This window comes from Neorhizobium sp. BT27B, assembly GCF_050455485.1.
Lineage (GTDB): Bacteria > Pseudomonadota > Alphaproteobacteria > Rhizobiales > Rhizobiaceae > Neorhizobium.
The window spans coordinates 296,201-321,112 of sequence record NZ_JBCIYT010000002.1; the positions used below are offsets into that span (position 1 = coordinate 296,201).

A 24,912-nucleotide genomic window follows, 5' to 3' on the forward strand; every position below is an offset into this window, starting at 1 on the left:
TGATCAAGGGCGGAGGTGGTCCCATGGCTGGGAGCGCAACGACGACTGCAGGATCGACGCCCGCGGCAGCGATGCCGGCGGATGCCCCCATGGACCGGAGAAAGCTGATCGCTTTCTTCGCCATGGTGCTCGGCATGTTCATGTCGATCCTCGATATCCAGATCGTGTCGGCATCGCTGTCTGAAATCCAGGCGGGTCTTTCGGCCGGTTCGGACGAGATCGGCTGGGTGCAGACATCCTACCTGATCGCGGAAGTGATCATGATCCCGCTGTCGGGCACCTTGGCGCGTATCGTCTCGACCCGGTATCTTTTTGCCTTCTCGGCCGCCGGTTTCACCATCGCGAGTGCGCTTTGCGCCACGGCGACCAATATCGACCAGATGATCGTCTACCGCGCCATCCAGGGCTTTATCGGCGGCGGCATGATCCCGTCCGTGTTCGCGGCGGCCTTCACCATCTTCCCGCCGTCGAAACGCGCTATCGTCTCGCCGATCATCGGCCTGATCGCAACGCTGGCACCGACCATCGGCCCGACCGTCGGCGGTTATCTGTCCCATGCCTTTTCGTGGCACTGGCTGTTTCTGGTCAACATCATTCCCGGCATTATCGTGTCGATCGTCACCTGGAATTTCATCGATTTCGACAAGCCGGAACTGTCGCTGTTCAAGAAATTCGACTGGACCGGTCTGGCCGCGATGGGCATTTTTCTCGGCGCGCTGGAATATGTGCTGGAAGAGGGCAATTCCAACGACTGGTTCAACGACCACATGATCGTCATCGGCGCGGTTGCTTCGGTTGCCGGTGCGGTCGTGTTCTTCTACCGGGCCTTCACCTCGGAATTTCCGGTGGTGGATCTGACCGCTTTTGCCAACCGCAACTTTGCCTTCGGCTCGATCTTTTCCTTCGTCATGGGCATCGGGCTTTACGGTCTGACCTATATCTATCCGGTCTATCTCGGTCGTATCCGCGGTTATGACAGCCTGATGATCGGCGAGACGATGTTCGTTTCGGGTCTGGCGATGTTCTTTACCGCGCCGATTGCGGGCAAGCTTTCGACCATCATGGATCTGCGGGCCATGATGGTGCTCGGCTTCATCAGCTTTGCGGCCGGCACCTATATCATGACCGGCATTACCGCCGACTGGGATTTCTACGAGCTGTTCATTCCGCAGATCCTGCGCGGTTTCGGGCTGATGATGTGCATGGTGCCGATCAACAATATCGCACTCGGCACGCTGTCTCCCGCCCGTATCCGCGGCGCATCCGGCCTGTTCAACCTGACGCGTAACCTCGGCGGCGCCGTTGGCCTCGCGGTCATCAGCACGCTTTTGTCCAACCGTCAAGACGTGCATTACGAACGGCTGCGCGAAAATCTCGATTGGGGCAATCAGGCCGCCGTCGATCAGCTCAACAGCATGGCCGCCAACCTCAATGCCTATGGCCTTGATGGCGCGACCGGCGCCATCAAGCAGATGGTGCAGCTGGCGACCAAACAGGCCGTGGTGATGTCGTTCAGCGACGTCTTCATGATCCTCACCGTGCTGTTTGGCCTGATGATCCTGGGTGTTGCCGCAATCGCCAAACCTGCGCCGCAGGGTGGCGGAGGCGGTGGCGGCGGCCACTGAGAATTTGTAAAAGATCCACCGCGCGTATCGGGGTCGCTGTTATAAGCAGCGGCCTCTTCCCTTTAGTGTCCTTCTGCTCTGTTTCCCGTCCCGGAAGATGAGTTTCCTTGTTGTGTAAGGTCGCGTGCCGCAGCAATATTCAGTACATTTCCGTATTGTGATTCCCACCCGTCTATTTTTGTTGATAGTTGCCTTTGTTTTTCATCATTTAAATTATTTATGCAGTCAATTTTATATATTTCTGTAGAAATGTCCCTGTGAAGTTGACCCAGGCTGGTGGATGCCTGTTTTGCTCTCGCATATTTTTCTGTTGGATTGTAAAATGCAACTACTTTTGCCAGAGCTGTTCCTATTGCCGGAAGTAATATTGCTAAAATTTGAACTGTTGCCGAAATATTACTTTCGTCTTTAAATATTTTTGATGAACTCAAGCTTATGAATGCGGTCGTTAACATTCCTATTATTATTGTTGCGAACGTTGAATATTGCATATATTTATAATTTCGATCATTTTCATTTTGAAATTCATATCTTTTTTGAACTATCTCCGCAGACATGAATGATATTCTTCTTTCGCTTGTGTTTAGATCTATTATAGCATATGAAATATTAATTTCTTCATTTCTTATGGATGGTCTGAGTATGCGCTTGTCGCTCTCTTCCAATTGCTTTTCGTTAGTAATTTTTCTGCAAGTTAATATGCGGGCAACCGCTTTCTCATGATTCATAACTCCAGAGTCTGCATCGGATGGCCCTCTGTATCGGGTGTATGACAACCCTAGTGATCTAAGAGCGTCTTCCGCCAACCTACTTCCTAATTGTTCTGGAATAAGAATGGACAGCGTCCATGTAATGATGGCAGCAGTGATTATGAGCGTAATTAATACACTCGCAAAGCTGATCACTGTGATTATGATTCTTGATGCAATCTTCATCGTATTCACCGCGACATTACTTAATTCTTCCATAAGTTGTATTCCAAGGCAAGAGTTATCAAAAATCTGATTTACGTACCTCAGCTTTTTCGCTACCACACGCAGCGGAGGAGTGCGCATGAAGCCGACGGTCCATGACATCGCCAGAAGTGCCGGCGTCAGCCTTGCCACCGTCGATCGCGTGCTGAATGCGCGGCCAGGTGTGCGTGAAGGCACGCGGGTGCGGGTGGAAGAGGCCATTGCCGCCCTCGGTTATGTGCGTGATGTCGCCGCCGCCAATCTTGCCAAAAGCCGCGTTTATCCCTTCGTTTTCATTCTGCCGGTCAACGAAAACCCGTTCATGCTCGGCCTGCGCCGCGAGGTGGAAGCGGCCATCGGGCGTTCCAGCACTGAGCGCACGCGGATCGAGGTGATCGATGTGCCGGCGCTGGAAAGTACGGCACTTGTTGCGGCGCTGGACAAGGTGGCGGGCGGTGATGCTGCCGGTGTCGCCTTTGTCGCCGTCGATGCGCCCGACGTGCGTGACGCCGCTGCCCGCGTGGCCGCCGCCGGCATTCCGATGGTGACGCTGGTCTCCGATCTGGGCCAGTCGCTGCGCGATCATTATGCCGGTATCGACAATATCGCCGCCGGACGCACCGCCGCCACGCTGATGGGCCGTTTTCTTGGGCAACGGCAGGGCAGGATCGTGCCACTTGCCGGCTCGCTGATGGTGCGCGACCACCGCGAACGTCTCGATGGCTTTTCCGAAGTGATGGCCCAGAATTTTTCGCACCTCACGCTGCTGCCGGCCGTCGAGGGCCGCGATGATCCGGCTCTGGTGGAAAGGCTGATCGGTGAGACCCTGCGCCAGCATCCCGACATTTGTGGCATCTACAGTCTCGGTGCCGGTAATCGTGGTCTGCTGCCGGTTCTGGAACAGCGGCCGCTTTCGCCCGCTCCGGTCGTCATCCTGCATGAATTGACGGAGGCCAGCAGCGCCGCGCTGGTCAATGGCACGATCGATGCCGTGCTCAATCAGGATGCCGGACACGAGGTGCGCAGCGCCATCCGCGTCTTGAAGGCAAAGGCCGACGGCCTACCTGTGATCGCTGCGCAGGAACGTATTCGCATAGACATTTTCTTGAAGGACAACCTGCCCTGAAGGCGGCGGGAGGAAAGGAAACAGCATGTATCTCGGTCTCGATCTCGGCACGTCCGGCGTCAAGGCGCTGCTTATCGACGGCGATCAGAAGATCATCGGTTCGGCCAATGGTTCGCTCGATGTCTCGCGCCCACATCCCGGCTGGTCGGAGCAGGATCCGCAGCATTGGGTGCGCGCGACGAAGGAAGCGGTTGCCGGGCTGAAGCAGAAGTTCCCCAAGGAGCTGGCGGCCGTGAAAGGCATCGGCCTTTCCGGCCAGATGCATGGTGCGACGCTGCTCGATGCCGATGACAAGGTTTTGCGCCCCTGCATCCTGTGGAACGACACGCGTTCGCACAAGGAAGCAGCTGCGCTCGACGCCAACCCGATTTTTCGAAAACTCACCGGAAATATCGTTTTTCCGGGCTTCACCGCGCCAAAACTGGCATGGGTGAAGAACAACGAGCCGGAGATTTTTGCCAAGGTCGCCAAGGTGCTTTTGCCAAAAGACTATTTGCGTCTTTGGCTGACGGGTGAGCACATTTCCGAAATGTCCGACTCTGCCGGCACGTCGTGGCTTGATACGGGTGCGCGAAAATGGTCGGCGGAGCTTTTGGCTGCGACCGATCTTTCCGAACAGCAGATGCCGTCGCTGGTGGAAGGCACGGATCAGGCCGGCAAGCTGCGCGGCGAACTGCTGTCCGAATGGGGCATGGCGGACGGTGTCGTCGTTGCCGGCGGGGCAGGGGACAATGCTGCCTCGGCGATCGGCATGGGCACGGTTTCGCATGGCAGCGCTTTCGTATCGCTCGGTACGTCGGGCGTGCTGTTTGCCGCCACCGACAGCTACCTGCCCAAGCCGGAAAGTGCCGTGCATGCCTTCTGCCACGCGCTGCCAAAGACGTGGCACCAGATGGGCGTCATCCTCTCGGCCACCGATGCGCTGAACTGGCATTCGAAGGTGAGCGGCAAGCCCGCCGCCGATCTGGTGGCGGAACTGGGCGATGAGCTGAAGGCACCGTCGGGCGTCACCTTCCTGCCCTATCTTTCCGGCGAGCGTACGCCGCACAATGATGCGGTCATTCGCGGTGCCTTCCTCGGGCTGGAGCATGAGTCGAGCCGGGTGGTGCTGACGCAGGCCGTGCTGGAAGGCGTGACCTTTGCCATCCGTGATAATCTCGAAGCGCTGAAATCGGCCGGTACGCAGATCGACCGCGTTACCGCCATCGGCGGCGGTTCGCGCTCGCGTTACTGGCTTGCTTCCATTGCAACCTCGCTCGGCGTGCCGGTGGATATCCCGGCCGATGGCGATTTCGGTGCCGCCTTCGGTGCTGCGCGTCTGGGGCTGATCGCGGCCACGGGTGCCGATCCGCTTGCCGTCTGCACCGCACCGAAGACGGAAACCACGATCGATCCGGTTGCTGGTCTGTCGGAAGCGTACGAGGCGGCTTATGGCCGGTATCGTGCGGCCTATCCGGCCATCCGCGCGTTGGCGGGGTGATTTTTCGGGAGGAGTGATCCTCGGGGTTGGCGGGAGGATGTGGAATGCAAAGGGTGCGTCTAGCCGATCTCCCCCCTTGAGGGGGAGATGTCCGGCAGGACAGAGGGGGGTGTTTCTGGCGCCAATGCCGCTTTCGAAACATTCGCCGCGCCGTTGCTCACCCCCCTCTGTCACCTTTGGTGACATCTCCCCCTCAAGGAGGGAGATTGTTGGGAGCAAGAGGCATCGCCCAACTGATACTAGCCTGCTTTCGGCGGCGAGTGCGCAACAGCCCGCCACCACCACTTTCAAAACCGAAGATCGCTGCCCTGCGGCGATTTTTACCTTGCAATGAGGTACGTACGTCATATTCTGATTTACGTACCTCAGGTCAATGCAGAAACCATCACAATCATCTTTTCAGGGAGGAGACCCATATGAAGACCGGCTTTTTCGGAGATATCCAGAAAATCAAATATGAAGGCCCGGACAGCACCAATCCGCTGGCTTACCGTTTCTATAACCCCGACGAGATCGTTGCCGGCAAGCGGCTGGAGGATCATCTTCGTTTTGCCGTCGCCTATTGGCATTCGTTTGCCTGGGAAGGCGGCGACCCGTTTGGCGGCCGCACGTTCGATCGTCCCTGGTATGACGGCGAGATGGAAAAGGCCAAGCTGAAGGCCGATGTCGCCTTCGAAATGTTCTCGCTGCTCGGCGCACCCTATTATTGCTTCCACGACGCCGACGTGCGCCCGGAAGGCAAGACGTTTGCCGAGAACACCAGAAACCTCGAAGAGATCGTCGATTATTTTGCGCAGAAGCAGGACGAAAGCGGCGTCAAGCTGCTCTGGGGCACGGCGAACCTGTTTTCCAACCGCCGTTTCATGTCGGGTGCTTCCACCAATCCGGATCCGGATGTGTTTGCTTATTCGGCCGCCACCATCAAGACCTGCATGGACGCGACGAAAAAGCTCGGCGGCGAGAATTATGTGCTCTGGGGTGGTCGCGAAGGCTACGAGACGCTGCTCAATACCGACCTTTCCCGTGAGTTCGACCAGATGGCGCGCATGCTGCACATGGTTGTCGATTACAAGCACAAGATCGGCTTCAAGGGTGCGATCCTTGTCGAACCGAAACCGCAGGAGCCGACCAAGCACCAGTATGACTACGACGTCGCCACGGTATACGGGTTCCTCAAGAAATACGGCCTCGAAAACGAGGTGAAGATGAACATCGAGCAGGGCCACGCCATTCTGGCCGGCCATACGTTCGAGCATGAACTGGCACTGGCCAATGCGCATGGCATCTTTGGTTCGATCGACATGAACCGCAACGATTACCAGTCCGGCTGGGATACCGACCAGTTCCCCAACAACGTGCCGGAAATGGCGCTGGCCTATTATCAGGTGCTCTTGGCGGGCGGTTTTACCACCGGCGGCACCAATTTCGACAGCAAGCTGCGCCGCCAGTCGATCGATCCGGCAGACCTGCTGATCGGCCATATCGGCGGCATGGATTCATGCGCTCGCGGCCTGAAGGCGGCGGCAAAAATGCTGGAGGATGGCGCGCTGTCGAAGCCGCTTGCCGAGCGTTATGCCAAGTGGGACAGCCCGGAAGCACAAAAATTGCTGCGCGGCGATTACACGCTGGAAGAGATCACCGCCAGGGTGGAGCGTGAAAACATCAATCCTGAGCCGAAATCCGGCCGTCAGGAATTTCTAGAAAATGTCGTCAACCGTTACGTTTGACGATGACAGGCTTTGCCTGAAACGGATTTACGGGCAGAAACGATCTCCGTTTCTGCCCGTAAACCTATGAAGTCTTTCATGCAGGTGACCCGCGCCAGAAGCCCGACGCCTCCTTTGAGGGGGTCCGCCGCGCCAGGCTCATGGCTGCGATTTCAGTCAAATGCAATTTATATTAGAAATACCTAAATCGTCAACGTGAACTTTCAGGGAATGAGCCTGTCGGCGCGCAACTGCTCGAACAGGGCGAAGAAGGCGTCGTCGGTCGGCTGGTATTCCAGAAAGCCGAGACGGCGGCTTTTCGACATGTCGGTGACCACTTCGATCGGCCGGCCGAGATCGGCGTCGGTGTGCCATGGCGATGCCAGACGGTGAATGTCGGGCTCGGCAAGGTTGTGGCGGGCGGCGATGTCACGCCAGATTTCCGCGTCATCGGCCATCTGCGTTTCGAGCGGTTGCGCACTGCCATCGAACTCGGCCGGGGTGATGCCGAACCATTCGGCGATGCGGTTCCACATCCACTTCCAGCGAAAGATATCACCGTTGACGACGTTGAAATCCTGATTGGCGGCGGCGGGTGTGGTGGCGGCCCATAGAAGATGGCGGCCGAGCAGGGTGGCATCGGTCATGTCGGTCAGGCCGTTCCACTGCATGTCGGCGCCGGGGAAACGGAAGGGGCGGCCGGTTTCCTTGCAGATCGTCGCATAGACCGCCAGCGTCGTGCCCATGTTCATGGCATTGCCGACCGCCTTGCCGATGATGGTGTGCGGGCGATGGATGCTCCAGGCAAAGCCATCACGCTTGGCTGCCGCAAACACTTCGTCTTCCTGGGCGTAATAGAAATTGTCGACATCGATGCGGCCCTGTTCCTCGCGGAACGGCGTTTGCGGCAGCGAGCCTTTGCCATAGGCCTCGAACGGGCCGAGATAGTGTTTCAGTCCGGTGACAAGCGCGACATGACGCACCGAAGCGGCGGGCGACAGCGCGTCGAGCAGGTTGCGGACCATGGCGGAATTGACGCGGATGTTTTCGGTTTCCGTCGGCTGCCTCAGCCAGCTGGAAATGAATACCGTCGATGGGGTAATGCCTGACAGCGCCGTGGCCAGCGATGCCGGATCGAGAAGGTCGGCTGCCACCGGTGTGACGCCTTGCTTCTGCGTCGGCTTGCGGGCCAGGCCAAAGATCTGCCAGCCGTCTTCGGCCAGAACCTTTGCGGTTGCGCTGCCGACAATGCCGCTGGCGCCGACGATCAATGCTGTCTTGCTCATGCTTGTATCCTTTCGTTGTCGGCTTCATCTAGTCTTTTGGCCGCCACCATGCCAGAAGGCACCCTTTGGGGACATAGACACCCTGACGTAACCACTCTGGAGAGGCCCGATGCAGCCCGGTTCGCCCGATCATGAATGGCGCGAGGATTGCGCGCCGCGCCGCGTGCTGGAGATCTTTTCCAGCAAATGGACAAGCATGATCCTGCATGTGCTGCACACGCGGCTGAATGGCTGCGCCCGTACCGGCGTGCTGTTGCGCAGTCTGCCGGGCATTTCCAAGAAGATGCTGACCCAGACCCTGCGTGACATGGAGGCGGCCGGCCTCGTGACCCGGCATGTGCATGGCACCGTGCCGCCTGCCGTCGATTACACGCTGACGCCGCTCGGAACACGCTTCGTCGAGCCTGTCGAACTGCTCTATGGCTGGGGCCGTGACAACGCCGACGCACTCGATGCGCTGATCGCAAAGAACCGCGGCTGACTTGCGACAACCGGGCGGTTGTCACAACAAAGTCAGCGATCGGCTATTTCAGCAAATCTTGCTTTACGTACCTCATAATCTTGGCTAGCCTCCCGATCAGGAGGACTATCAATGCATTCGACCGCTTGCGAGGAGGCTGGCGTTCGATGTGCGTTTCCATTCGAACGCGTATCGACGCACTTTAAATGCGTGGCCGGACCATGAGCGTTACTGCGCCCGTGGCTTCGACGGTTCATACAGTTCCGCTGCTTGAGGGCGCGGGGCTTTCCAAGACTTTTGGCATTGTCGAGGTTCTGAAGGACATCGACCTGACGGTGCGCGCCGGCGAAGTGCATGCCATTATCGGCGAAAACGGTGCCGGCAAATCCACCCTGATGAAGATCCTCGCCGGCAACCATCAGCCGACCCGTGGCGAGCTTCGCATCAATGGCGCGCCGGTCAGTTTTTCCGGGCCGGTGGATGCTGAAAACCATGGCATCGTGCTGGTGCATCAGGAAATCCTGCTGGCGCCGGATCTCACCGTTGCCCAGAACATCTATCTCGGCCGCGAACTCGGCAAGGGTCTGGCGCTCGATGACCGGGTGATGAACGAGGGTGCGACAAAAGCGATCCGCGAGCTCGGCGGTGATCTCGATCCCAACGCCATCGTCTCGCGCCTTTCCATCGCCCAGCGGCAGCTGGTGCAGATCGCGCGCGTGTTGCTGGTACCGCACCGTATCGTCATCTTCGACGAACCGACCGCGTCATTGACACCACACGAGACCGAGGCGCTCTTGAAAGTCATCCGCGATATCCGCGCCAAGGGTGTCGGCGTGCTCTACATCTCGCACCGCCTGCCGGAGGTGAAGGAAATTGCTGACCGCGTCACCGTGTTGCGCGATGGTCGTCTGGTGGCCTCGCACGAGACCTCCGAGCTTCAACCGGCCGATATGGCGCGGTTGATGGTGGGGCGCGATGTGGCAAAACTTTATCCCGACCGTCATGCGGCAGAGGCACGCGAAACCGTGCTGAATGTCGAAAATTTTGACGTGCCGGGTTATGCGCAGGGTGCTTCCTTCACGCTGCGCAAAGGCGAAATCCTCGGTTTTGCCGGGTTGATCGGCGCCGGCCGTACCGAGCTGATGGAAGGTCTGGTGGGTCTGCGTCCGGGCAAGGGCAAGGTGACGTTGCGCGGTCATCCGGTGGCTTTCACCGATGTCCATTCCAGCCTGAAAGCCGGCGTCGCCTATCTCTCGGAAGACCGCAAGGGCAAGGGCCTGCTGCTGACAAAAGACCTGCGCACCAACCTGACGCTGGCCTCGCTTTCAAAATTCATTCGCGGGTTTCAGATCGACCGCAAACGCGAAGCGCAAGCGCTCGACACGGCGATCGAGGATTTCGATATCCGCACCGGCAACAAGGATATCCTTGCCGGCCAGCTTTCCGGTGGCAACCAGCAGAAACTGCTGCTGGCCAAGATGATGCTGCTCGATCCGCAGGTCGTCATCATCGACGAGCCGACACGCGGCATCGATATCGGCAACAAGGAACAGATCTATAAATTCATCGCCGCTCTGGCCGAAGAGGGGCGGTCGATCATCGTCGTTTCCTCCGAAATGCCAGAGCTGATCGGCATCTGCGACCGCATCCATGTGATGCGGGCGGGGCGGATCGTCGGCGAGGTGGAGGGGGAGCACATGACGGAAAACGAGATCGTGCAGCTGGCGACGGGTGTGAATGCGGGTGCGGGGGAGGCGGCGTGAGGAAAGATCCTTCTCCAACCTCTCGCCCAAAGAGCAGTGTCCGCGCCCGCGGGGTGGTGACAGTGCCACAACCCTCTTCTCCCCATCGGGGAGAAGTGCCGGAGCGCCAGCGAGGCGATGAGGGGGCCAGATGGCATGGCGCTCATCGTTGCGTCGCCCCCCTCATCCGACCCTTCGGGCCACCTTCTCCCCGCGGGGGAGAAGATAGTTGGAGTGACTCGCAACCGCTCACGATCTTCCCAACGAGGGTGGCAGCATGAGCACAGTCGCAACAGACACGACCAAGGCTCCCAAAACCTCAAAAGACTGGGACATGGCGGCCATCGCGCCCTTCGTGGCGCTGGCGCTGCTGCTGGTGCTGGGCTATTTCGCCAATCCGAATTTCGTTTCGCTCGCCAATCTCACCAATGTCATCACCCGCAGCGCCTTCATCGCCATCATCGCGCTGGGGGCCACTTACGTGATCTCGTCGGGCGGGCTCGATTTATCGGTCGGCGCGATGGTGGCCTTTGTCGCCAGCCTGATGATCCTGTTCATGAATTCCGGCGCGGTCGCCGATCCGATGCTGATGCTGATCGCGGCTATGATGCTGGCGCTGATCCTCGGGGCGGCCTGTGGGCTGACCAACGGACTGATCACCACGGTCGGCAAGATTGAACCGTTTATCGCCACGCTCGGCATGATGGGCATCTATCGCGGCCTGACGACATGGCTGTCCCAGGGCGGCTCGATCACGGTGCGCGACCGTGAATTGCAGCAGCTTTATCGCCCGGTCTATTTTGGCGATGTGTTTGGCGTGCCGATCCCGATCATCGTGATTTTCGTCACCGCCGCGATTGCCGCCTTCGTGCTCTACCGCACGCGGTATGGCCGGCACGTGATTGCCGTCGGATCGAATGAGGAAGTGGCGCGCTATTCCGGCATTTCGGTGAAGAAGGTGCGCACCATTGCCTATGTCATTCAGGGGCTCTGCGTCGCCGTTGCCGTGATCATCTATGTGCCGCGTCTGGGATCGACCTCGGCCACCACCGGCATTCTCTGGGAACTGCAGGCGATCACCGCCGTCGTGGTCGGTGGCACGGCGCTTCGGGGTGGCGTCGGGCGTATCTGGGGCACGATCTGTGGCGCCTTCATTCTGGAAATCGTCGGCAACATCATGCTGCTGTCCAATTTTGTCAGCGAATATCTGATCGGCGCGATCCAAGGGGCGATCATCATCATCGCCATGCTGGTGCAGCGCACGCTGATGCGGAAATAGGAGAGTTCTTAAGAATACGCCGGGCCATCTGGGGCGGGTCCGGTCGGGAGGAGAGACCCCGTTTTTCTTGGGAGAGAGAACATGCGTAGAAGAACTTTTGGGATAACCGCGGCAGCACTTGCCGCATCGGTGGTGATGGCGCCGACGCTCGGCTGGGCGCAGGAGGCGAAAAAGGTAACGATCGGCGTGTCCATTCCGGCCGCCGACCATGGCTGGACGGCCGGCGTGGTCTTCCATGCCGAACGTGTCGCGAAACTTCTCATGGCCGAACACAAGGGCCTCAATGTCATCGTGAAAACCTCGGCCGATCCCGCCAGCCAGGCCAATGCCGTGCAGGATCTGGCGGTGCAGGGCATCGATGCGCTCGTCATCCTGCCGACCGATCCGGATCAGCTCGTGTCGGCCATCCAGCAGGTCAAGGACGACGGAAAATTCGTGGCGCTGGTCGACCGCGCACCTTCCGTCAACGACAACACGATCCGCGATCTCTACGTGGCCGGCAACAACCCGGCGCTCGGCGAAGTCGCCGGCCAGTATATCTCCAAGACGACGCCGGAAGCCGAGGTCGTCATCATTCGTGGCCTGCCGATCCCGATCGATCAGCAGCGTCAGGATGGTTTCGACAAGGGGATTGCCGGCTCGAAGGTGAAGGTGCTGGATCGCCAGTACGGCAACTGGAGCCGCGATGACGCATTCCGCGTGATGCAGGATTATCTCACCAAATATCCGAAGATCGACGTGGTCTGGTGCCAGGATGACGACATGGCTGTCGGCGTGCTGGAAGCCATCCAACAGGCCAAGCGCACCGACATCAAATATGTCGTCGGCGGCGCCGGTTCCAAGGACATGATCAAGCGCGTGGCCGACGGCGACAAGATGGTGCCGGTCGACGTGCTCTACCCACCGGCCATGGTGGCGACCGCCATGCAGCTCACCGCCGGCGGTTTTTACGATCAGGTACCGGTCAGCGGCAATTACATTCTCGATGCCACGCTGGTGACCAAGGACAACGCCAAGGACTTCTATTTCCCTGACTCGCCGTTCTGACCGGCTTTTTCCGGGCGCGTCTGGTTGTCGACCTGCGCGCCCGTTCCATGTTCTGAATTGTATAAGCGGAGGTATTTTTCATGAAGACGATCAAGGGCCCCGGCATCTTTCTCGGGCAGTTTGCAGGCGACGCGGCACCGTTCGACAGCTGGGACGGCATCACAAAATGGGCGGCGGACAAGGGCTATCTCGGCGTGCAGGTGCCCACATGGGCGACCCATCTGATCGACCTGAAAAAGGCCTCGACCTCCAAGGATTATTGCGACGAACTGGCCGGTGTGGCGCGGAGTAACGGCGTCGAGATCACCGAGCTTTCCACGCATCTGCAAGGCCAGTTGGTGGCCGTGCATCCGGCCTATGACGAAGTATTCGACGGTTTTGCCGCACCGGAAGTGCGCGGCAATCCGAAGGCGCGGCAGGAATGGGCGGTCGAACAGGTCAAGATGGCGATCACCGCGTCACGCCATCTCGGGATCAAGGCGCATGCGACCTTTTCCGGGGCGCTGGTCTGGCCGTATCTCTATCCGTTCCCGCAGCGCCCTGCAGGCCTCGTGGAAACCGCATTCGATGAACTGGCGAAACGCTGGACGCCGATCCTCAACCATGCCGACGAAAACGATGTCGACGTGTGCTACGAGATCCATCCCAGCGAAGACCTGCACGACGGCATCACCTTTGAGATGTTTCTGGAGCGCGTGAAAAACCACCGCCGCGCCAACATGCTCTACGATCCGTCGCATTACGTGCTGCAATGCCTCGATTATCTCGACAATATCGACATCTACAAGGACCGGATCAAGATGTTCCACGTCAAGGACGCGGAATTCAATCCGACCGGGCGTCAGGGCGTGTATGGCGGTTTCCAGAACTGGGTGAACCGTGCCGGCCGTTTCCGTTCGCCGGGTGATGGTCAGGTCGATTTCGGTTCGATCTTCTCGAAAATGGCGGCCAACGACTTTGACGGCTGGGCTGTGGTCGAATGGGAATGCGCGTTGAAACATCCGGAGGACGGGGCGCGCGAAGGTGCCGAATTCGTCAAGGCGCATATCATCCGCGTCACCGAACACGCCTTCGACGACTTTGCCGCCGGCGGTACCGACGAGGCGGCCAACAGGCGGATGCTGGGGCTCTAGCAAGACCCCTCCCAACCAACCAGGGTCGAGACACGTGTCTCGTCCCGTCCTTACGGACCCCCACAAGGGGGAGGGCTTAACCCAGCCGATCCGCTTTGGCTCAATTGGGGCAGGCGAGTTGCTGCGAGTTTTCTCCCCCCTTGTGGTGGGGTCCGCAGGACGCCGGCAGGCCAGAGGGGGACTTTGGCGCAAAGCGCAAATATTCAAGGGAGATTTTAATGGCAATCGAAGGCAAACAGGAAGCGGCACGGCAGCCGCGCATCCGGCTCGGCATGGTCGGTGGCGGTTCGGGCGCCTTTATCGGCGCGGTACATCGCATGGCGGCACGGCTGGATGACCGGTTCGACCTGATCGCAGGCGCCCTGTCGTCGACCCCGGAAAAAGCGGCGGCATCCGGTCGCGAACTGGGGCTGGATGCGGCGCGTACATACGGCTCCTACAAGGACATGGCGATCCGCGAGGCGCGGCTGAAGGATGGTATCGAGGCAGTGTCGATCGTCACGCCCAACCACGTGCATTACGAGGCGGCGCGCGAGTTCCTGAAGCGCGGCATCCATGTCATCTGCGACAAGCCGCTGACCTCCAATCTGGCCGATGCGAAGAAGCTGAAGAAGCTGGCTGATGAGAGCGATGCGCTGTTCATCCTCACCCACAATTACACCGGTTATCCGATGGTGCGCCAGGCCCGCGAAATGATTGCCAATGGCGATCTCGGCAAGCTGCGTGTGGTGAATGTGGAATATGCGCAGGACTGGCTGACGGAAGCCGCCGAACAGACCGGCGCAAAACAGGCGGTGTGGCGCACCGATCCGGCGCAATCGGGTGCGGGCGGTTCGACAGGCGATATCGGCACGCATGCCTATAATCTCGCCTCTTTCGTCACCGGCCTGACGCTGGAAAGCCTCGCCGCCGATCTCGACAGCTTTGTGCCGGGGCGGAGACTGGACGACAATGCGCATGTGATGCTGCGGTTTGCAGAGGGCGCCAAGGGCATGTTGTGGTGCAGCCAGGTGGCGCCGGGTAACGAGAATGGCCTGAAGCTGCGGGTCTATGGTGAAAAGGGCGGGCTGGAATGGTCGCAGGAAAACCCGAACCTGCTCTGGTACACGCCGTTTGGTGAGCCGAAACGGCTGATCACCCGCAATGGTGCCGGTGCAGGGGCGGCCGCCAACCGCGTGTCGCGCATTCCCGGTGGCCACCCGGAGGGCTATCTCGAAGCGTTTGCGACGATCTATTCCGAAGCAGCCCTTGCTATTCACGCCAAGAAGAATGGCACCAAGCTGGACAAGGCGGTGATCTATCCCACCGTCGATGACGGCGTGAAGGGCGTCGCCTTCGTCGAGGCCTGTGTGGCGTCTTCGAAAAAGAATGGCGCCTGGGTCAAGCTGTGATCTGAAACCCGATGGCTGGGTGATCGATGGTCCTTAACGGAACATCGAGCCCAGCCGCAGGATCAGTTTGCGGTCGAACATGTGTGGCTGGTCGTACATCCAGGTCAGGGCGTCGGCCGTAGTCCATGCCTTCTTGTAGGGGCGCACGCTGGTCAGCGCGTCAAACACGTCGCAAACGGTGCAGATGCGTACGACCTGGATGATCTGATCATCCTTGAGGCCGAGCGGATAACCGCTGCCGTCGAGCGCTTCATGGTGCAGGCGGCAGACGTCGAGGATCAGGTCGGAAACGCCGCCGAGATCCTTCATGTGGCGATAGCCGATTTCCGGATGGCTGCGGATCATCCGCCATTCGACAGCGTTCAGCTTGCCGGGTTTGTTCAGGATGGCGTTGGGGATAAGAAGCTTGCCGATGTCGTGAAGAATGCCGGCGCGGCCGATCTCGTCGACCATCTCGTCGTCCATCTCCAGCAGCACGGCCATCTGCGCCATCAGGCCGGCCACGACGACCGAATGCAGGTAGGTGGCCTTGTGCTTGGCCTTGAGGCGGGTCATTTCCACGAAAAGTTCCGGGGCGCTTTCGACGCCGCGACGGGCGGCAATGGCCGCTTCGGTGATATGCGCCATGTCGATATTGCCATCGACCATGGCTTCGAGACCCTGCCGCATGGCGTCCATGGCGCCTTCGAGTGCAGCGCTTGTTTCCAGCCGCAGGGGTTCGCTCAAGGGGGCGGGTTTGAAGTAACCGGCGGGCGCGCGCTCCAGAAGTGCTGCGACATCCACCCGGCTTTTCTGCTGGCTGACAAGCACGTCAACCGCCGACGACAGCAGGATGGATTTCAGATCTTCCTCGGATTCCAGCATGAACCGCCGCCGTGGAAATTCGGCACTCGGGCACTCCACGGCCTCAATATAAAGGCCGGCCTGAACAAGATTTTTGGGGAAACGAAGTATCACGACAATCATTCCTCGAATTACGAGGTGATTTGGCAGTCAAGACTATAAATAAATTACTTAAATAGGCGGTCACATTTTTACGTTGTGTCGAAAGAAGGTATTTTTCGCCTTTTTGTGATCGTTTTTATTATAACTTATCATATTATTTTCGCGTAATTGTTTGATTTTGAAGTGCTAATTAAATTCAGGGTATGCATTTTGAACATGTTCAAAATGGCGTGTTTCGATGAAAAACACGCCATTTTCGCCCCGCCATTGATGGAACGGCGGGGCCTGTTTTCAGTGATGTGCGAGGTCGCGGACGGCCTTCACATCGGCCGCCGAAACAGCCGCTGCCTTGTTGGTCCAGCCTTCACGCAGGAAGGTGGCAAGGGCTGCGATTTCTTCGTCCGACAGTCGCTGGTCGTAACCCTGCATGCGCATCTTCATCGGACGGTCTGCCGTGGAGGGCAGTTCCGCGCCGTGCAGGATGACGCTGATCAGGCCCTTCGGCGACTTCGCGGTGACGAGCGAGTTGCCGTCGAGTTCCGGGAAGGTTTCGCCTGCACCCTTGCCGGTGACGAAATGGCAGCCACCGCAATTGTCGAGATAGAGACGGGGGCCGAGCGGCATATCCGCTTTGGCTTCCGTCAGCATCTTCTGGGTTTCGGTGACGACCGGTGAAGCCGGAGCCGCCGCCGCATTCTCGCCGCCGGTGCCGATCTTCTTGAGGTAGGCGGCAATCGCCATGTTGTCCTCTTTGGTCATGTACTGGAGCGAGTCACGCACGACGAGCATCATTTCGCCGGTTGCCGTCGAATGGGCGTTACGGGCCGTCGAGAGGTAGGCTGCCGTCTGCTCGGTCGTCCACTTCTGCGGGCCGCTTTCCGGACCACGAAGGTCAGGTGCGGTATAACCGTCGATTTCGCCGCCGGTCAGGAAAGCCTTCGACGTTTCGTCGATGCCGTCCTGTGCCATGAACAGGTTGCGCGGGCTGTGGCAGGCGGCGCAGTGTGCGGCGCCTTCTACCAGATATTTGCCGCGGTTGAACTGTTCGTCCTGGCCGGCGTTCGGCTTGAAGCCGGGCGCGTAGCTGGCGGCAAGCCAGTTCCAGGCTCTGAGACCGAAGCGCATGTTGAACGGGAAGGCGAGCTTGGTTTCCTCGACCTTGTTGGAGACCGGCTGAACCTCATGCATGAAGTAGTCGTAGAGGGCGACGATGTCCTCCTCCGACATCTTGCGGTAGTTCTCGTACGGCATGGCCGGGTAGAGATGCGTACCGTTCGGGGTCACGCCATCGTAAAGGGCTGCGCGAAAATCATCGAGCGACCAGTTGCCGATGCCGGTTTCCTTGTCGGGCGTGATGTTGGTGGTCCAGATCGTGCCCATCGGGCTCTGGATGGCACGGCCGCCCGCAAAAGGCTTGCCGCCTTCGTTGGTGTGGCAGGCCATGCAGTCGCCGGCGCGCATGACATATTCACCCTGACCCTTGGCCGGCTTGAAGTCGGCAGCCAACTGGGTGGCCGGGCCGGTGCGCTGCACCGGCACGAAGATGAAGGCGGCAAGGGCAACAAGGCCCAGAACGACGAGGACGCCGAGAACGCGAATAAGCTTTTTCATCGTTTCTCTCCTCACACCAGCGGACGCGGATTGGGCAGGTAATCCTTGCGGATGGCGTTGACGGCCCAATAGGCGAGGCCGCCGACCATGCCGGTCGGGTTGTACTGCGTGTTCTGCGGGAAGGTGTTGGCACCCATGACGAACAGGTTATGGCAATCCCAGGACTGCAGATAACGGTTCAGAACCGAGGTCTTCGGATCGTCGCCGGTGACCGTGCCGCCCGTGTTGTGGGTGGTCTGGTAAGGACGGACGTCGAACATGGCGCCTTCCTTCTTGAAACCTTCCTGCAACGTCGTCGGGTTCATCGACTTGGCGATCGGTTCCATTTTCTGCTTCATGAACTGCGTCTGGCGGATTTCGTTCGGATGCCAGTTGTAGGTCATGCGCAGCATCGGACGGCCGTGGCGGTCCTTGTAGGTCGGGTCGAGGTCGAGATAGTGACCACGATAGGACATGACAGAGCCGTGGGCGCCGATGTTCATCGCATGGCCGTACCACTCGCCGATGCCCTTCTTCCAGCCAGCGCCCCAGCTCGGGGTGCCGGAAGGCAGCGGCATGGTGTGGCCGGGCTGACCGTTCGTCTGGCCCGCACGCCAGTAGGCGCCGCCGACAAAACCTTCCTTGGCGAAGTCGATATTGTCGATACCGAAATCGTCGATGCAGAAGCCGTTGGCGCCGGTGCCGATGAACGGGTTGAAGTCCTCGTCCTTGAAGAACAGCGTGTAGCCACCGGTGATCTGGTAGGCGTAGTTACGGCCGACGACACCTTCATTGGTGTTGGGGTCGTAAGGCTGGCCGATACCCGAAACGAGCATCAGGTGGACATTGTTCAGCGCAAAGGCGGTCAGGATGACCAGATCGGCCGGCTGGAAAACCTCTTCGCCGGTCTTGTGGTCAAAGTACGTGACGCCGGTGACTGTCTTGCCGTCGGTCGACTTTTCGACGCGCAGCACTTCCGAATTGACGCGGTATTCAAAGTTCTTCTTGCGCTTCAGGGCGTCGATGATCGCCGTCTGCGGGGAAGATTTCGAATAGTTGTAGCAGCCGTAACGCTCGCAGAAACCACAGTGGTTACACGGGCCCATCTGCATGTTGTATTCGTTGACATAGTCCTTGGAGGCAATGCCGCCCGGCGATGGGAACGGGTGATAGCCTGCTGCCTTGGCGGCGTCGCGGAATTTCACGCCATCCCAGGTAGAAGGCATGGCCGGCATCGGATATTCATCCGAACGCGGTGCTTCGAACGGGTTGCCGCCCTCGATGATCTTGCCGTTGACATTGCCGGCGGTGCCGGAAATGCCGGCGACTTTTTCGAAGCGGTCGAAATGCGGCTCGAGCTCGTCATAGGTCATCGGATAGTCCTGGATCGTCATGTCTTCCGTCATGACGCCTGCGCCGAACTTTTCGGTCACGTAGGACTTCAGGCGATATTCCGACTGCATCGGACGCCAGTTCAAACCGTTCCAGTGGGTACCGGCGCCACCGACACCGGTGCCGAGCAGGAAGGTGCCGAGGCTGCGATAGGGCAGGGCCTCTTCGTCCAGCGAACGGCGGATGGTCACCGTCGTGTTGGCCGGCTTTTCCATCATGCCGTAACGGATGCCGTATTTCAGCTCGTCAATCATGTTGGGATACTGGAAGTCCGGAACGGTCGCCTGATCGTGACCGCGCTCCAGCGCCAGAACATCGAGGCCTTCATTGGCAAGCTCGATGCCCATGATCGCGCCGGTCCAGCCGAAGCCGACGAGGACGACGTCTTTTTTCTTTTCTGTCCGTGCCATGGTGCTTAACCCCTTTCGCCGGAAATGGAGACGGGGCCGAGCGGATATTTCACGTTATGCTTGCCGACCCATTCCCTGTAGGAGCCACGGGCGCCCGGGAAGCCGATATATTTCCACGCCGCCATGCCATGGTTGCCGCCATACATCGGGTCGGAGAAATAACCTTCCTTGGTGTTGGCCAGCAGGATGCCGAAAAATTCGCGCAGTTCCGGCTTGATCTTCATCTCGTCCTTCTGGAGCGAGGTGAGCGCCTTGTCCTGGGTTTCCGCATCAAGCTCGGCAAAGATCTTGCCGTGGGTGGTCTTGCACCAGTCGTCGAACAGGGGGATCGCCTGCTGGTAGATTTCCAGCGGTGCCAAGGGTGTCTGCCAGCCGCGCAGCGGGCTTGCTGCAGGCTGGTAGGGGCCAACCATGTACCAGTCGGAAGCCTTGCCGTAATCGCCGGCGAGCTGCTTGTCGATGAAGACCGGGACACGCGTCTCGATCGCGCCGGGGCCTTCGCCGTCCGACGGGATCAGTCTTGCTACCGCTGCCATCACGAAAGCCCACTCACTGGGCTTGAGACAGTCCGGTTTGTACTCGGTGAGCGCCACCGGTTCGGGTTTGACTTCGGCCTTGGCGGGAACCGCCGCAATGCCTGCAATGGCTGCGCTCGCTGCCGATGCCTTCAGGAAGGTTCGGCGCGATGGCAAGCCCGGAACGTCTCTCATTTTTTGCTCCTTCGTCCGCTGGAAATGCCTTGCGCGGCGCGTCGGGAGGGGCGCGTCATTTTAGCGCAGGAGGCAATCTGACGCTGCGGCTCTACGCCGCAGTTTGATGAAGGGCAAGTTAGCTGTGGTTGAAATTGATGTATTTACATCTATTGGCAGGTAAACTTTTGCGCATATTCAAAAAACGGTGCAAACTGTGTGCTTATCTGGTGCATCCGTTGGAAGTTTTGCTCTTTTTTCGCGAAATAAGATGCCGGTCCGTGGCTTTCGGAACGACTCTTGCCTGTCGCGGGAAAATTGCCGTTCTTTCCCTGTACAAGCCGCTGCCGTTTGCCTAGATCGCCGATATCTTCCCATAAGAAACAGGTGCGTTCCCATGACCGACCCCAAGCAGCTTGCCGCGCGGTTTCCCAAGGACTTTCTGTTCGGCGTCGCCACTGCCGCCTTCCAGATCGAAGGTGCGGCGAAGGAAGATGGTCGAAAGCCATCGATCTGGGACGCTTTCTGCAACATGCCGGGGCGCGTGTACGAGCGCCATAATGGCGATGTCGCCTGCGATCACTATCATCGTTTCGAAGAGGATCTCGATCTCATCAAGGATATGGGCGTCGAGGCCTACCGCTTCTCCATCGCCTGGCCGCGCATCATTCCGGAAGGGTCTGGGCGCATCAACGAGAAGGGGCTCGATTTCTACGACCGCCTGCTGGACGGTTTGAAGGCGCGCGGCATCAAGGCTTACGCGACGCTCTACCATTGGGACCTGCCGCTTTCGCTGATGGGGCAGGGCGGCTGGACGGCGCGCTCGACCGCTTACGAATTCCAGCGTTACGCCAAGGTGGTGATGGCGCGTCTCGGTGATCGCATGGATGCGGTGGCGACCTTCAACGAACCGTGGTGCTCGGTCTGGCTTTCGCATCTCTATGGCGTGCATGCGCCGGGTGAGCGCAACATGGAGGCGGCGCTGGCCGCCATGCACACCACCAATCTTGCGCATGGTCTTGCGGTTCAGGCAATCCGCCACGTCACGCCAAAAATGCCGGTCGGGCTGGTGCTGAATGCCCAATCGATCTTGCCGGGATCCGACAGCGCTGAAGATGCCGCCGCCGTCGAGCGTGCCTTCGATTTCCACAATGGCGCGTTTTTCGGCCCGGTGTTCAAGGGGGAATACCCGGCCTCGCTTCTTGAGGCGCTGGGCGACCGTATGCCGCCGGTGGAAGAGGGGGATCTCGCGGTCATCAGCCAGAAGCTCGACTGGTGGGGCCTGAATTATTACACGCCCGCCCGCGTTTTCGCCGACACGACCGAAGGGGCAGCCTATCCTGCGACTCAGCCGGCATCCTTCATCAGCGAACAGACCACCGATATCGGCTGGGAAATCTATGCGCCGGCGATGAAGTCTCTCGTCGAGGATCTTTATCGCCGCTACGACCTGCCCGACTGCTATGTCACCGAAAACGGCGCCTGCGACAATACCGAACTGGTCGATGGCAAGATCGAGGACGACATGCGCCTCGATTATTACGCCGACCATCTGGGCGTGGTCGCCGATCTGGTGAAGGCCGGGTATCCGATGAAGGGCTATTTCGCCTGGAGCCTGATGGACAATTTCGAGTGGGCGGAAGGCTATCGCATGCGGTTTGGTCTGGTTTATGTGGATTACGCCACGCAGACGCGGACTATCAAGAAAAGCGGCAGCTGGTATAGCGCGCTCGCCTCGAATTTCGGTTCGTCAAACGAATAGGCGTCGCCTGAGCAAAGAGGGAAGATTATTTCCTGCCGCACTGCACAAACGGAAAACCATCCCTGTGCAGGGATCAGCGCTGACGGCATAAGTTTCGGTCAAGAGAGGTGCAAAAGCCTCGCTCACAACCGCCCGAACCGAAAGCCGTCAAAATGCTTCCCGTCTGTGTCCGTCTTCGAATGTGCTGCCTGATTGGCTAAAACGTGCACAAGCGGTTATAGAGCCGCCAGTTCAAGAAGACCAACACCCGAGAGTAAGACATGACAATCCAACAAGCGGTGGCTAGAGGTTCAGGCCGCAGCGCGCCAGAGGCCGATCGGTCGGCCGGCACGCAGCCCGCGCCGATGGTTGCCTTCGAAGGCATCGGAAAGCGTTTTGGCCCGGCCGGTGACGGCGGTTTCACGGCACTTGCGGATATCGACCTCACCGTCGCACGCGGCGCCATCACCGGCATTATCGGCCGCTCCGGCGCCGGCAAATCCACCCTCATCCGCCTCGTCAACGGGCTGGAAAAGGCAACGACCGGCAAAGTCGTGGTCGATGGCGTGGAGGTCGGTGGTCTCGGCGAAGACGGTTTGCGCGGTTTGCGTCGCCAGATCGGCATGATTTTCCAGCATTTCAACCTGCTATCGTCGCGCACCGCGTTCGACAATGTGGCGCTGCCGCTGGAAATCGCCGGTATCGATAAAAAGGCGATCAAGGCCAAGGTCGGGCCGCTGCTCGATCTCGTCGGTCTTGGCGACAAGGCGGGCCGTTATCCGTCCGAGCTTTCGGGTGGTCAGAAACAGCGTGTCGGCATTGCCCGCGCGCTGGCGACCGATCCAAAACTGCTGCTTTCCGACGAAGCCACATCGGCGCTCGACCCGGAAACCACGCAGTCGATCCTCGAGCTTCTGAAGCGCATCAATGCCGAGCTGAACCTCACGGTTCTGCTGATCACCCACGAAATGGAAGTGGTAAAAACCATTGCCAGCCACGTGGCGGTGATTGATGCCGGCCGTATCGTCGAAGCCGGTCGTACATTCGATGTCTACGCCAATCCGCAACACGAAACGACGCGCACGCTGCTGGCTTCGGCCCTGCACCTGCCGGAATGGCTGCGCAACAGCATCAAGCAGGTTCCCTCCGAGGGGGATCGTGTTCTGGTGCGTCTGGTGTTTTTTGGCGAAACCGCCTTCAAGCCGTTGACGGCTCGTCTGGTGTCCGAGCTGGGGTCGGACGTCAACATTCTGGCCGGTGGCATCGAGGAGATCGGCGGCGAGCCTTTTGGTTCGCTGGTCGTCTCCTATTCCGCCGATCCGGCCGTCGTTGCCCGCGCCAATCAATTTTATGCCGAGACCGGCCTGACCACGGAGGTGCTCGGTTATGTCGCTTGATATGCTTATCAGCCTGATGTCGAAATCGCTGGGCCAGACCCTGCAGATGGTGGCGATTGCCGGCCTGCTCGGCTCGCTGATCGGTCTGCCGATCGGCATTTTCCTTGCCACCAGCGGCAAGGGCGAACTGTTCCCGGCACCGGTCGTCAACCGCATTCTCGGCCTGATCGTCAATGCCGCGCGCTCGACGCCTTTCATCATCATGGTCGTGGCGATCATTCCGTTCACCCGTTTTGTCACCGGCACCTCGATCGGCACCAATGCGGCGATCGTGCCCCTGACCATTGCGACGATCCCGTTTTTTGCCCGTCTGGTGGAAGCTGCGATCCGCGAGATCGACAAGGGTCTGGTCGAGGCCGCGCGTGCCATGGGTGCCACGCCGATGCAGATCGTCTTCAAGGTTCTGCTCGCCGAAGCGCGTCCTTCGCTGATGGCGGCGCTCACCATGACCATGGTCAGCCTGATCGGCTATTCCGCCATGGTTGGCGCGGTCGGCGGCGGTGGCCTGGGCGATCTCGGCATCCGCTACGGTTACCAGCGTTTCATGCCGGAAATGATGCTCGCCGTCGTCGTGGTGCTGATCGTGCTGGTGCAGCTTGTGCAGAGCGCCGGTGACGCGCTGGCGCGCAGTTTCGACAAACGCAATCGCAAGAACTGAATTTTCAAGAGGGGTAAGATCATGAAGAAACTGATTGTCGCGGCCACGTTCGCCGCTCTCTTTTCCACCGGTGCGGCTTTGGCCGAAACCAAGAAGGTTGGCGTCACGCCCGGCCCGCATGCGCAGCTGGTCGAAAAGGTCAAGGAAGTCGCGGCGAAGAAGGGCCTCGACCTCGATATCGTCGAGTTCTCCGATTACGTCGTGCCCAATCAGGCACTGGCTGATGGCGATCTCGACATCAACTCCTTCCAGCACAAGCCTTATCTCGACAATCAGGTGAAGGAGCGCGGGCTGGATCTCGTCAACGTTGCCCAGTCGGTGAATTTCCCGATGGCCGGTTATTCCAAGAAGATCAAGGCGTTGTCCGAACTGAAGGACGGCGCGTCCGTTGCCATCCCGAACGACCCGAGCAATGGCGCCCGCGCGCTGCTGCTGCTCGCCGACCAGAAGCTGATCACGCTGAAGGACGGTATCGGTGTGAAGGCTTCGGTTGCCGATATCACCGGCAACCCTAAGAACCTCAACATCACCGAACTGGATGCCGCCCAGCTGCCGCGTTCGCTCGATGACGTCGATCTTGCCGCCATCACCACCAATTATGCGCTTGCCGCCGGCCTCAACCCGAAGTCGGACGGCATTTTCCAGGAAAGCACCAAGGCGCCTTACGTCGGCATCATCGCCGTGCGCGCCAAGGACAAGGATGCCGCCTGGGTAAAGACCTTCGTCGAGAGCTATCACAGCCCGGAAGTGAAGGCGTTTATCGAGGAAAAATTCAAGGGCGCCATCACGCCCACCTGGTAACGGGCAGACCAATTGCGCCGCCTCTCTCCCAAGCGGCGGCGCCATGAGAATCAAACAAAAA

The 24,912-nt window shown here is 59.3% G+C and carries 20 protein-coding genes; 14 read left to right on the top strand and 6 right to left on the bottom strand.

Going from position 1 to position 24,912, the window contains the following annotated elements; all coding sequences use genetic code 11:
• Positions 1-23 precede the first annotated feature (23 nt).
• Positions 24-1,625 carry a DHA2 family efflux MFS transporter permease subunit gene (locus tag AAIH70_RS06885; protein WP_430033670.1) on the top strand — a complete coding sequence of 534 codons (1,602 nt, stop codon included), beginning with the start codon at positions 24-26 and terminating at the stop codon, positions 1,623-1,625.
• 62 nt (positions 1,626-1,687) lie between these two features.
• Here the strand turns inward: AAIH70_RS06885 and AAIH70_RS06890 are convergent, their stop codons facing one another.
• On the bottom strand, positions 1,688-2,560 hold the full coding sequence (locus AAIH70_RS06890) for a hypothetical protein (RefSeq protein WP_430033672.1): 873 nt from the start codon (positions 2,558-2,560) through the stop codon (positions 1,688-1,690).
• 118 nt (positions 2,561-2,678) lie between these two features.
• Between AAIH70_RS06890 and AAIH70_RS06895 the strand changes: the two genes are divergently transcribed.
• The 3 genes from AAIH70_RS06895 (at position 2,679) to xylA (ending at position 6,911) form a co-directional block, all read left to right on the top strand.
• Positions 2,679-3,704 carry a LacI family DNA-binding transcriptional regulator gene (locus AAIH70_RS06895; protein ID WP_132271452.1) on the top strand — a complete coding sequence of 342 codons (1,026 nt, stop codon included), beginning with the start codon at positions 2,679-2,681 and terminating at the stop codon, positions 3,702-3,704.
• 25 nt (positions 3,705-3,729) lie between these two features.
• On the top strand, positions 3,730-5,184 hold the full coding sequence (gene xylB, locus AAIH70_RS06900) for a xylulokinase (protein WP_132271453.1): 1,455 nt from the start codon (positions 3,730-3,732) through the stop codon (positions 5,182-5,184).
• 416 nt (positions 5,185-5,600) lie between these two features.
• Entirely contained in the window at positions 5,601-6,911 is a 1,311-nt protein-coding gene (gene xylA / locus AAIH70_RS06905; protein WP_132271454.1) for a xylose isomerase, read from the top strand.
• A 203-nt stretch (positions 6,912-7,114) separates the two neighbouring features.
• Here the strand turns inward: xylA and AAIH70_RS06910 are convergent, their stop codons facing one another.
• Positions 7,115-8,176, bottom strand: coding sequence for an SDR family oxidoreductase (locus tag AAIH70_RS06910; RefSeq protein ID WP_132271455.1), 1,062 nt, complete (start codon positions 8,174-8,176; stop codon positions 7,115-7,117).
• 109 nt (positions 8,177-8,285) lie between these two features.
• On the opposite strand from AAIH70_RS06910, the gene AAIH70_RS06915 reads away from it, so the two are divergent.
• The 6 genes from AAIH70_RS06915 to AAIH70_RS06940 all read left to right on the top strand — a co-directional run bounded on the left by AAIH70_RS06915 (position 8,286) and on the right by AAIH70_RS06940 (position 15,228).
• Complete coding sequence (locus AAIH70_RS06915; protein WP_132271456.1) at positions 8,286-8,657, top strand: winged helix-turn-helix transcriptional regulator; 372 nt, start codon at positions 8,286-8,288, stop codon at positions 8,655-8,657.
• Positions 8,658-8,857: 200 nt separating this feature from the next.
• Positions 8,858-10,399: a sugar ABC transporter ATP-binding protein gene (locus AAIH70_RS06920; RefSeq protein WP_132271457.1), complete on the top strand. Its 1,542-nt coding sequence runs from the start codon at positions 8,858-8,860 to the stop codon at positions 10,397-10,399.
• Between the two features lie 256 nt (positions 10,400-10,655).
• Complete coding sequence (locus tag AAIH70_RS06925; protein WP_132271458.1) at positions 10,656-11,657, top strand: ABC transporter permease; 1,002 nt, start codon at positions 10,656-10,658, stop codon at positions 11,655-11,657.
• Positions 11,658-11,738: 81 nt separating this feature from the next.
• A complete protein-coding gene (locus AAIH70_RS06930) occupies positions 11,739-12,704 on the top strand; it encodes a substrate-binding domain-containing protein (RefSeq protein ID WP_132271459.1) in 966 nt (321 codons plus the stop codon).
• A gap of 80 nt (positions 12,705-12,784) precedes the next feature.
• Complete coding sequence (locus AAIH70_RS06935) at positions 12,785-13,837, top strand: sugar phosphate isomerase/epimerase family protein (RefSeq protein ID WP_430033678.1); 1,053 nt, start codon at positions 12,785-12,787, stop codon at positions 13,835-13,837.
• A 218-nt stretch (positions 13,838-14,055) separates the two neighbouring features.
• On the top strand, positions 14,056-15,228 hold the full coding sequence (locus AAIH70_RS06940) for a Gfo/Idh/MocA family protein (RefSeq protein WP_132271461.1): 1,173 nt from the start codon (positions 14,056-14,058) through the stop codon (positions 15,226-15,228).
• A 33-nt stretch (positions 15,229-15,261) separates the two neighbouring features.
• Here AAIH70_RS06940 and AAIH70_RS06945 read toward each other — a convergent pair whose 3' ends face one another.
• From AAIH70_RS06945 to AAIH70_RS06960, 4 genes are all read right to left on the bottom strand, one after another.
• Positions 15,262-16,092: an HD-GYP domain-containing protein gene (locus AAIH70_RS06945; RefSeq protein WP_165931915.1), complete on the bottom strand. Its 831-nt coding sequence runs from the start codon at positions 16,090-16,092 to the stop codon at positions 15,262-15,264.
• A gap of 372 nt (positions 16,093-16,464) precedes the next feature.
• The gene (locus tag AAIH70_RS06950; RefSeq protein WP_132271463.1) at positions 16,465-17,784 is read right to left on the bottom strand and encodes a cytochrome c; all 1,320 of its coding nucleotides are present in this window, start codon (positions 17,782-17,784) and stop codon (positions 16,465-16,467) included.
• 11 nt (positions 17,785-17,795) lie between these two features.
• A complete protein-coding gene (locus AAIH70_RS06955) occupies positions 17,796-19,565 on the bottom strand; it encodes a GMC family oxidoreductase (RefSeq protein ID WP_132271464.1) in 1,770 nt (589 codons plus the stop codon).
• 5 nt (positions 19,566-19,570) lie between these two features.
• Positions 19,571-20,275: a gluconate 2-dehydrogenase subunit 3 family protein gene (locus AAIH70_RS06960; RefSeq protein WP_132271465.1), complete on the bottom strand. Its 705-nt coding sequence runs from the start codon at positions 20,273-20,275 to the stop codon at positions 19,571-19,573.
• Between the two features lie 376 nt (positions 20,276-20,651).
• Between AAIH70_RS06960 and AAIH70_RS06965 the strand changes: the two genes are divergently transcribed.
• The 4 genes from AAIH70_RS06965 (at position 20,652) to AAIH70_RS06980 (ending at position 24,851) form a co-directional block, all read left to right on the top strand.
• Positions 20,652-22,016 (top strand): GH1 family beta-glucosidase, encoded by a 1,365-nt coding sequence (locus AAIH70_RS06965; RefSeq protein WP_132271466.1) that lies wholly within the window; start codon positions 20,652-20,654, stop codon positions 22,014-22,016.
• Between the two features lie 344 nt (positions 22,017-22,360).
• Positions 22,361-23,392, top strand: coding sequence for a methionine ABC transporter ATP-binding protein (locus tag AAIH70_RS06970; protein WP_132272523.1), 1,032 nt, complete (start codon positions 22,361-22,363; stop codon positions 23,390-23,392).
• Positions 23,382-24,050 carry a methionine ABC transporter permease gene (locus tag AAIH70_RS06975; protein WP_132271467.1) on the top strand — a complete coding sequence of 223 codons (669 nt, stop codon included), beginning with the start codon at positions 23,382-23,384 and terminating at the stop codon, positions 24,048-24,050. The genes AAIH70_RS06970 and AAIH70_RS06975 overlap by 11 nt, the downstream gene beginning before the upstream one ends.
• A gap of 21 nt (positions 24,051-24,071) precedes the next feature.
• Positions 24,072-24,851 carry a MetQ/NlpA family ABC transporter substrate-binding protein gene (locus AAIH70_RS06980; RefSeq protein WP_132271468.1) on the top strand — a complete coding sequence of 260 codons (780 nt, stop codon included), beginning with the start codon at positions 24,072-24,074 and terminating at the stop codon, positions 24,849-24,851.
• Positions 24,852-24,912 lie beyond the last annotated feature (61 nt).

Excerpts from the sequence above, each read along its gene's own strand:
- AAIH70_RS06885 (WP_430033670.1), top strand. The coding sequence starts at position 24 with ATGGCTGGGAGCGCAACGACGACTGCAGGATCGACGCCCGCGGCAGCG.
- AAIH70_RS06890 (WP_430033672.1), bottom strand. The coding sequence starts at position 2,560 with ATGAAGATTGCATCAAGAATCATAATCACAGTGATCAGCTTTGCGAGT.
- AAIH70_RS06895 (WP_132271452.1), top strand. The coding sequence starts at position 2,679 with ATGAAGCCGACGGTCCATGACATCGCCAGAAGTGCCGGCGTCAGCCTT.
- xylB (WP_132271453.1), top strand. The coding sequence starts at position 3,730 with ATGTATCTCGGTCTCGATCTCGGCACGTCCGGCGTCAAGGCGCTGCTT.
- xylA (WP_132271454.1), top strand. The coding sequence starts at position 5,601 with ATGAAGACCGGCTTTTTCGGAGATATCCAGAAAATCAAATATGAAGGC.
- AAIH70_RS06910 (WP_132271455.1), bottom strand. The coding sequence starts at position 8,176 with ATGAGCAAGACAGCATTGATCGTCGGCGCCAGCGGCATTGTCGGCAGC.
- AAIH70_RS06915 (WP_132271456.1), top strand. The coding sequence starts at position 8,286 with ATGCAGCCCGGTTCGCCCGATCATGAATGGCGCGAGGATTGCGCGCCG.
- AAIH70_RS06920 (WP_132271457.1), top strand. The coding sequence starts at position 8,858 with ATGAGCGTTACTGCGCCCGTGGCTTCGACGGTTCATACAGTTCCGCTG.
- AAIH70_RS06925 (WP_132271458.1), top strand. The coding sequence starts at position 10,656 with ATGAGCACAGTCGCAACAGACACGACCAAGGCTCCCAAAACCTCAAAA.
- AAIH70_RS06930 (WP_132271459.1), top strand. The coding sequence starts at position 11,739 with ATGCGTAGAAGAACTTTTGGGATAACCGCGGCAGCACTTGCCGCATCG.
- AAIH70_RS06935 (WP_430033678.1), top strand. The coding sequence starts at position 12,785 with ATGAAGACGATCAAGGGCCCCGGCATCTTTCTCGGGCAGTTTGCAGGC.
- AAIH70_RS06940 (WP_132271461.1), top strand. The coding sequence starts at position 14,056 with ATGGCAATCGAAGGCAAACAGGAAGCGGCACGGCAGCCGCGCATCCGG.
- AAIH70_RS06945 (WP_165931915.1), bottom strand. The coding sequence starts at position 16,092 with ATGCTGGAATCCGAGGAAGATCTGAAATCCATCCTGCTGTCGTCGGCG.
- AAIH70_RS06950 (WP_132271463.1), bottom strand. The coding sequence starts at position 17,784 with ATGAAAAAGCTTATTCGCGTTCTCGGCGTCCTCGTCGTTCTGGGCCTT.
- AAIH70_RS06955 (WP_132271464.1), bottom strand. The coding sequence starts at position 19,565 with ATGGCACGGACAGAAAAGAAAAAAGACGTCGTCCTCGTCGGCTTCGGC.
- AAIH70_RS06960 (WP_132271465.1), bottom strand. The coding sequence starts at position 20,275 with ATGAGAGACGTTCCGGGCTTGCCATCGCGCCGAACCTTCCTGAAGGCA.
- AAIH70_RS06965 (WP_132271466.1), top strand. The coding sequence starts at position 20,652 with ATGACCGACCCCAAGCAGCTTGCCGCGCGGTTTCCCAAGGACTTTCTG.
- AAIH70_RS06970 (WP_132272523.1), top strand. The coding sequence starts at position 22,361 with ATGGTTGCCTTCGAAGGCATCGGAAAGCGTTTTGGCCCGGCCGGTGAC.
- AAIH70_RS06975 (WP_132271467.1), top strand. The coding sequence starts at position 23,382 with ATGTCGCTTGATATGCTTATCAGCCTGATGTCGAAATCGCTGGGCCAG.
- AAIH70_RS06980 (WP_132271468.1), top strand. The coding sequence starts at position 24,072 with ATGAAGAAACTGATTGTCGCGGCCACGTTCGCCGCTCTCTTTTCCACC.